At 42.9% G+C, this 6,775-nt stretch carries 9 protein-coding genes and 1 pseudogene; 8 read left to right on the forward strand and 2 right to left on the reverse strand.

What is annotated here, in order from left to right; translation table 11 throughout:
- Both yidC and SMIDD26_RS01540 read right to left on the reverse strand, forming a co-directional pair.
- On the reverse strand, nucleotides 1-893 hold an 893-nt coding region (gene yidC / locus SMIDD26_RS01535; protein WP_061438695.1), incomplete at its 3' end, for a membrane protein insertase YidC.
- 77 nt (nucleotides 894-970) lie between these two features.
- On the reverse strand, nucleotides 971-1,249 hold the full coding sequence (locus tag SMIDD26_RS01540; protein WP_054392911.1) for an acylphosphatase: 279 nt from the start codon (nucleotides 1,247-1,249) through the stop codon (nucleotides 971-973).
- 33 nt (nucleotides 1,250-1,282) lie between these two features.
- On the opposite strand from SMIDD26_RS01540, the gene SMIDD26_RS01545 reads away from it, so the two are divergent.
- From SMIDD26_RS01545 to SMIDD26_RS12520, 8 genes and pseudogenes are all read left to right on the forward strand, one after another.
- Nucleotides 1,283-2,023 (forward strand): TrmH family RNA methyltransferase, encoded by a 741-nt coding sequence (locus tag SMIDD26_RS01545; protein WP_061438696.1) that lies wholly within the window; start codon nucleotides 1,283-1,285, stop codon nucleotides 2,021-2,023.
- Nucleotides 2,024-2,077: 54 nt separating this feature from the next.
- Nucleotides 2,078-2,761: a Bax inhibitor-1/YccA family protein gene (locus SMIDD26_RS01550; RefSeq protein ID WP_061438697.1), complete on the forward strand. Its 684-nt coding sequence runs from the start codon at nucleotides 2,078-2,080 to the stop codon at nucleotides 2,759-2,761.
- Between the two features lie 110 nt (nucleotides 2,762-2,871).
- Nucleotides 2,872-3,864, forward strand: a complete 993-nt coding sequence (gene asnA / locus SMIDD26_RS01555) for an aspartate--ammonia ligase (RefSeq protein WP_000748003.1) — start codon at nucleotides 2,872-2,874, stop codon at nucleotides 3,862-3,864.
- A gap of 64 nt (nucleotides 3,865-3,928) precedes the next feature.
- A complete protein-coding gene (rsmD, locus tag SMIDD26_RS01560; RefSeq protein ID WP_061438698.1) occupies nucleotides 3,929-4,468 on the forward strand; it encodes a 16S rRNA (guanine(966)-N(2))-methyltransferase RsmD in 540 nt (179 codons plus the stop codon).
- A complete protein-coding gene (gene coaD, locus SMIDD26_RS01565; RefSeq protein ID WP_061438699.1) occupies nucleotides 4,458-4,946 on the forward strand; it encodes a pantetheine-phosphate adenylyltransferase in 489 nt (162 codons plus the stop codon). Before rsmD ends, coaD begins: the two co-directional genes overlap by 11 nt.
- Entirely contained in the window at nucleotides 4,930-5,967 is a 1,038-nt protein-coding gene (locus SMIDD26_RS01570) for a SepM family pheromone-processing serine protease (protein ID WP_061438700.1), read from the forward strand. Before coaD ends, SMIDD26_RS01570 begins: the two co-directional genes overlap by 17 nt.
- Before the next feature lie 57 nt (nucleotides 5,968-6,024).
- The gene (locus tag SMIDD26_RS01575) at nucleotides 6,025-6,255 is read left to right on the forward strand and encodes a DUF1146 family protein (protein WP_134990081.1); all 231 of its coding nucleotides are present in this window, start codon (nucleotides 6,025-6,027) and stop codon (nucleotides 6,253-6,255) included.
- 23 nt (nucleotides 6,256-6,278) lie between these two features.
- Nucleotides 6,279-6,775, forward strand: a pseudogene (locus tag SMIDD26_RS12520) (UDP-N-acetylglucosamine 1-carboxyvinyltransferase); the annotation flags it as partial.

A 6,775-nucleotide genomic window follows, 5' to 3' on the forward strand; every position in this document is an offset into this window, starting at 1 on the left:
TTGTGTTTCTTCTTGCTTGTGATAGCAGTTGGTTGTTCAGGGGTAACGTCTTTTCGTCCACTTGGTTTAGAGAAAGCACTTGCTTTTGGTGGGTTCTTGGCTAGTTCTTCACGGACTTTTTTGCGAAGTTTTGGACGAACGATATAGTTGACGATAAACTGTTGGAGAATCATCATGAAACCACCGACAACCCAATAAAGTGTGACACTAGCTGGTGAGAAGAGGGAGAAGACGACAATCATGAGTGGGCTCATGTAAATCATTTTCTTGATTTGTTCTCTTTGCATTTCATCTTCTACTCCGTGAAGTGAAAGGAGCGATTGAAGATAGTAAAGGACACCAGCGCAGGCAACCAAAATCATACTTGGAGAACCTAGAGGAATTCCTAGGTAGCTTGCTTGAGCAACACCTTCAGTATGTTGGGCAGCAAAGTAGATAGCAGAGAAGAAAGGCATTTGAAGGAGGATAGGGAAACATCCTACACCACCAAACATGCTGATGCCGTGCTCTTTTTGAGCAGCAAAGAGAGCTTGTTGGGCTTCGAGTTTTTCTTCTTGAGTAGTTGCTTCTTTGAGACGAGTTTGGTGTGGCTCAAGGACGTGCTTGAGGGCGTTCATCTTTTCAGAGTGAAGCGTTGCCTTCCATGATTGGTAGATACCAAGTGGCAAGATAATCAAGCGCACGATAATAGTTACGATGATGATAGCGACACCAAAGCCTAGACCTTGATCAGTAGCGAAGTACTTGATAGCTTCAGCCATAGGCGCTCCGATGGTATTCCAAATAAATCCTGTCGGCTGACCTGTGGTTTTATCGACATTGACACAGCCAGTCAAGACAAGCAACATAGCCACTCCCATAGCTGAGAGTGCAAAACGTTTAATAGATTTCACTGTTTTTATTCCTTCTTTAAAAATTATACCTTTCTATTCTACTGTTTTTTTACAAAATATACAATAGTTCTGGAGACCTAATTTGCGATTTTAAAGTCAGAGTAGGGAGGAAAGTTGCTCAGTTTGACATCTAAGTAGCTGACTTTTGAAAAAGGTGTGGGTCCTTTGCGGATTTCTTGGATAAATTTTGCCATGATAGCAGATGAGTCTGCTTGGGCTAAGATTTCCACTGTGCCATCGTCGTTATTCCATACTCGACCTGTGATGCCACCAATTTCAAGCGCCAAGCTGTAAACACCCCAACGAAAGCCGACTCCCTGTACCCTACCTTGGGCAATCATTCTAATCTTTTGCATACCAAACCCCTTTGATTGTGTTATAATATTTCTATGACTATTATAACCTCAAAAGCCAATTCTGTGGTAAAAAATGCCAAGAAATTACACCAAAAAAAATACCGAAAGACAGCCTACTTGATTGAAGGCTGGCACTTGTTTGAAGAAGCTGTTCAAGCTGGAGTGACGATTGAGAAAATCTTCGCCCTAGAAAATTACCGAAATCAGTTAGCTGCTTTTCCGCAAACTGTCTGGGTGTCAGAGGATATTTTGCTAGATTTGGCGGATTCTCAGACTCCACAGGGCATTGTTGCCGTGGTTCAAAAAGAAGAAGTAGGACAAGCTGATTTGAGTCAGGGCAAGTTCTTGTTTTTGGAAGATGTGCAAGATCCTGGGAATGTGGGAACGATCATTCGGACTGCGGATGCAGCAGGCTATACAGGAGTGATTGTTTCAGATAAGTCGGCAGACATCTACAGTCTCAAGACTCTACGTTCCATGCAAGGCAGTCATTTCCATCTGCCCATTTACCGGATGTCTAGTCAAGCGCTTCTTAAGGAAATCAAAGAGGCAGGTATCCCAGTGCTGGCAACAACCCTATCTAAAGATTCTGTTGATTACAGAGAACTGCCTCCTATAGAAAATTTTGTACTAGTCATGGGAAATGAGGGGCAAGGAATTAGTCCCCTCATGGCTGAAAGTGCAGATCAATTGGTCCATATTAGTATGAAGGGGCAGGCGGAGAGTCTCAATGTTGCCGTTGCAGCCGGTATTTTAATTTTCCATTTAAGCTAATTTTAACTTTCTTTGTTATAATCAAGGAAAGATGTTCATAGAAAAGGAGAAATGATGAATCACACTATTATACATGACCGTGCAGGTCTCAATCAATTTTACGCTAAGGTTTATGCCTTTGTTGGTCTGGGGATTGGACTATCCGCTTTAGTATCAGGTCTTATGTTGACGGTCTTTCAATCTCAGTTAGTTTACTTTTTGATGCAGGGACGTCTCTGGTTGACCATTGCAACCTTTGCAGAGTTGGCCTTGGTTTTCGTTGCCAGCAGTATGGCTTCAAAGAATAGTCCAGCGGCTCTTCCAGTATTTTTACTTTACTCAGTATTAAACGGCTTTACCCTCAGTTTTGTGGTGGCCTTCTATACTCCGGGTACAGTTTTATCTGCCTTTGTATCGAGCGCCCTTCTCTTCTTTGTCATGGCGGCAGTTGGTATCTTCACCAAGAAAGACTTGAGTGGTCTTGGTCGGGCTATGATGGCAGCACTCATCGGTTTGCTGATTGCTATGATAGTCAATATTTTCTTGGCTAGTGGTTTCTTTGATTATATGATTAGCGTAGCCATGGTTTTGGTTTTCTCAGGGTTGATTGCTTGGGATAACCAAAAGATTCGCCTTGCTTATGAACAATCACAAGGTCGTGTAGCGACAGGCTGGGTTGTGTCAATGGCTCTCAGTATCTATCTTGATTTTATCAATCTCTTCCTAAGTATTTTACGGATCTTCGGTCGCAATGACTAGAAGGTCTATGAAATCAGTGTTTTGAGTGACACTGATTTTTTTAAATTTTCTCTTTTCTTTTCTTGGAAATAGGTGTATAATGCTTTTAACTAATTTTTGAGGAGTAGTTTATGAAGAAAAGTTTTATCCATCAACAAGAAGAAATTTCCTTTGTCAAAAACACTTTTACCCAGTATTTGAAAGATAAGCTAGAAGTCGTCGAAGTTCAAGGTCCTATCTTGAGTAGGGTCGGCGACGGGATGCAGGACAACTTATCAGGTGTGGAGAACGCCGTATCGGTCAAGGTTCTCCAAATCCCTGATGCTACTTATGAAGTGGTGCACTCCCTTGCTAAATGGAAACGCCATACCTTGGCTCGTTTTGGTTTCGGTGAGGGTGAAGGTCTTTTCGTCCACATGAAGGCCCTTCGTCCAGACGAAGATTCGCTGGATGCGACTCACTCTGTTTATGTTGACCAGTGGGACTGGGAGAAGGTTATCCCAAATGGTAAGCGTAACATCGCTTATCTAAAAGAAACAGTTGAGAAGATTTACAAGGCTATTCGCCTGACAGAGCTAGCTGTTGAAGCTCGCTATGACATCGAGTCAATCTTGCCAAAACAGATTACTTTCATCCATACAGAAGAGTTGGTAGAACGCTACCCAGACTTGACACCGAAAGAACGTGAAAATGCGATCTGTAAAGAATTTGGAGCCGTCTTTTTGATTGGTATCGGTGGCGAGTTGCCAGACGGTAAACCGCACGATGGGCGTGCACCAGACTATGATGACTGGACAAGTGAGTCTGAAAATGGCTACAAGGGTCTAAATGGTGATATTCTTGTCTGGAATGAATCTCTGGGTGGAGCCTTTGAGTTGTCTTCTATGGGGATTCGTGTAGATGAAGAAACCCTTCGCCGTCAGGTTGCCATCACAGGTGATGAAGACCGCTTGGAATTGGAATGGCACAAGGCTTTGTTGAATGGTCTATTCCCATTGACAATCGGTGGAGGAATTGGACAATCTCGTATGGCCATGTTCCTACTTCGCAAGAAACACATCGGAGAAGTGCAAACAAGTGTTTGGCCTCAAGAAGTCCGCGATACTTACGAAAATATTTTGTAGAGAATCGAACCGCAAGGTTCGGTTTTCTTTCTCTTTTTGTCTATAATTTGGTATAATAAACGGTATGAAAATCGTATCAGGAATCTATGGGGGACGCTCCCTCAAGACACTAGAAGGCAAGACGACAAGACCTACTTCGGATAAGGTTAGGGGAGCCATTTTTAACATGATTGGTCCCTACTTTGAAGGGGGGCGAGTCTTGGACCTTTATTCAGGTAGTGGTGGTTTATCTATCGAAGCAGTATCGCGTGGCATGTCCAGTGCTATTTTGGTGGAGCGAGACCGTAAGGCTCAGACCATCGTGGCTGAAAATATTCAGATGACCAAGGAAGTTGGAAAATTTCAACTCCTCAAGATGGATGCAGAAAGGGCATTGGAACAGGTATCTGGGGAATTCGATCTCATCTTCTTAGACCCTCCTTATGCCAAGGAACAAATCGTAGCAGATATTGAAAAAATGGCTGAGAGAGCGCTTTTTTCTGAAGATGTCATGGTCGTGTGTGAGACGGATAAGTCCGTTGAACTTCCAGAAGAAATTGCCTGCCTGGGCATCTGGAAGGAAAAAATTTATGGAATTAGTAAGGTGACAGTCTATGTCAGATAAGATTGGCTTATTCACAGGCTCATTTGATCCGATGACAAATGGGCATCTGGATATGATTGAACGGGCGAGCAGACTTTTTGATAAGCTCTATGTGGGTATTTTTTTTAATCCCCACAAACAAGGATTTCTCCCTATCGAAAATCGTAAACGGGGGTTAGAAAAGGCTGTGAAACATTTGGAAAATGTTGAAGTCGTGTCTTCTCATGATGAATTGGTGGTCGATGTCGCAAAAAGACTGGTGGCTACTTTCTTAGTGCGTGGTTTGAGGAATGCAGCGGATTTGCAATATGAAGCCAGTTTTGATTACTACAACCATCAGCTGTCTCCTGATATAGAGACCATTTATTTACATAGCCGACCTGAACATCTCTATATCAGTTCATCCGGTGTTCGAGAACTATTGAAGTTTGGTCAGGATATTGCCTGCTATGTTCCTGAGAGTATTTTGGAGGAAATAAGAAATGAAAAAAAAGATTAGATGGCCCTTATATGTCATTGCGGCCTTGATTGTGACTTTCTTGGCATTTGTGGTGCCCTTGCCCTACTATATAGAGGTTCCAGGTGGTTCGGAAGATATTCGCCAAGTCCTTAAAGTCAATGACAAAGAAGATAAGGAAGCTGGTGCCTATCAATTCGTTACGGTTGGTGTCCAGCACGCTACTTTAGCCCATATGATTTATGCTTGGTTGACGCCTTTTACAGATATTCGTAGTGCCCAAGAGACTACAGGTGGCTCTTCTGATGTTGAATTTATGCGGATCAATCAATTCTACATGCAAACATCGCAAAATATGGCCAAGTATCAAGGGCTAAAAACAGCTGGTAAGGATATTGAACTTAAGTACCTTGGGGTTTATGTCTTGACTGTGACGGATAATTCGACCTTTAAAGGGATTCTCAACATCTCTGATACGGTCACAGCAGTCAATGATCAAACCTTTGACAGTTCCAAAGACTTGATTGATTACGTCAATTCTCAAAAACTAGGGGACTCCGTCAAGGTCACCTATGAAGAGGATGGGCAAACTAAGTCCGCAGAAGGTAAGATTATCACCTTGGAAAATGGCAAAAATGGGATTGGAATCGGCTTGATTGACCGTACGGAAGTGACCAGTGATGTCCCAATTCGCTTTTCAACAGCTGGTATCGGCGGACCAAGTGCTGGTCTCATGTTTAGTCTGGCCATCTATACCCAAATAGCTGACCCTGGTCTTCGTAATGGCCGTATTGTTGCCGGTACAGGTACCATTGACCGCGATGGGAATGTGGGGGATATTGGTGGTATTGATAAGAAGGTTGTAGCTTCGGCTAGGGCAGGTGCTGCTATTTTCTTTGCCCCTGATAACCCTGTTAGCGAAGAAGAACAAAAGGCGCATCCGGACGCGAAAAACAACTACCAAACAGCTCTGGAAGCAGCTAAAACAATCAAGACGGATATGAAAATCGTACCTGTTAAAACCCTACAAGATGCAATTGATTACTTGAAAAACAATCCCTAATTTTTGAGTGAAGTTTCCAAACTAGCGCGCAAACAGGGAAGATGGTATAATAGTCAAATGGTTCAATTATTATTCACTCTAAGCAGTCACATGCTCTTTATCTATGTGAGTTTTTACCTTTTAAAGGATCTTGTTAGATGGGAAAAGGTTTTAAAAGTGACAGATGAGAATACAAGAAAAGTTCATTTATTGCTAGCTCTTTTCAGCATTGTAATGGGCTATATCTTGAGTTCTTTCTTTATCAGCCTGTATCAGTTGTGGCAAGAAGCGCTTAGAGGATTATTATAAAATCAAGAGTAAAGGAAACGAGTATGGACAAAATTGTGGTTCAAGGTGGCGATAATCGTCTGGTAGGAAGTGTTACTATCGACGGAGCAAAGAATGCAGTCTTACCCTTGTTGGCAGCGACTATTCTAGCCAGTGAAGGAAAGACAGTCTTACAGAATGTACCGATCTTGTCGGATGTCTTTATTATGAATCAGGTGGTTCGTGGTTTGAATGCCAAGGTAGATTTTGATGAGGAGGCTCATCTTGTCGAGGTGGATGCTACTGGCGACATCACTGAGGAAGCCCCTTATAAGTATGTCAGCAAGATGCGCGCATCCATCGTTGTCTTGGGACCAATTCTTGCTCGTGTAGGTCATGCCAAGGTATCCATGCCAGGCGGTTGTACGATTGGTAGTCGCCCTATCGATCTTCATTTGAAAGGTCTGGAAGCTATGGGGGCTAAGATTAGCCAGACTGCTGGTTATATCGAAGCCAAGGCAGAACGCTTACATGGAGCTCATATCTATATGGACTTTCCAAG

Source organism: Streptococcus mitis (genome assembly GCF_001579035.1).
In the GTDB taxonomy this organism is placed as follows: domain Bacteria; phylum Bacillota; class Bacilli; order Lactobacillales; family Streptococcaceae; genus Streptococcus; species Streptococcus mitis_J.

Coding starts and splice junctions, on each gene's coding strand:
- rsmD (WP_061438698.1), top strand. CDS start 3,929: ATGAAAATCGTATCAGGAATCTATGGGGGACGCTCCCTCAAGACACTA.
- SMIDD26_RS01540 (WP_054392911.1), bottom strand. CDS start 1,249: ATGCAAAAGATTAGAATGATTGCCCAAGGTAGGGTACAGGGAGTCGGC.
- SMIDD26_RS01545 (WP_061438696.1), top strand. CDS start 1,283: ATGACTATTATAACCTCAAAAGCCAATTCTGTGGTAAAAAATGCCAAG.
- SMIDD26_RS01570 (WP_061438700.1), top strand. CDS start 4,930: ATGAAAAAAAAGATTAGATGGCCCTTATATGTCATTGCGGCCTTGATT.
- asnA (WP_000748003.1), top strand. CDS start 2,872: ATGAAGAAAAGTTTTATCCATCAACAAGAAGAAATTTCCTTTGTCAAA.
- SMIDD26_RS01575 (WP_134990081.1), top strand. CDS start 6,025: ATGGTTCAATTATTATTCACTCTAAGCAGTCACATGCTCTTTATCTAT.
- coaD (WP_061438699.1), top strand. CDS start 4,458: ATGTCAGATAAGATTGGCTTATTCACAGGCTCATTTGATCCGATGACA.
- SMIDD26_RS01550 (WP_061438697.1), top strand. CDS start 2,078: ATGAATCACACTATTATACATGACCGTGCAGGTCTCAATCAATTTTAC.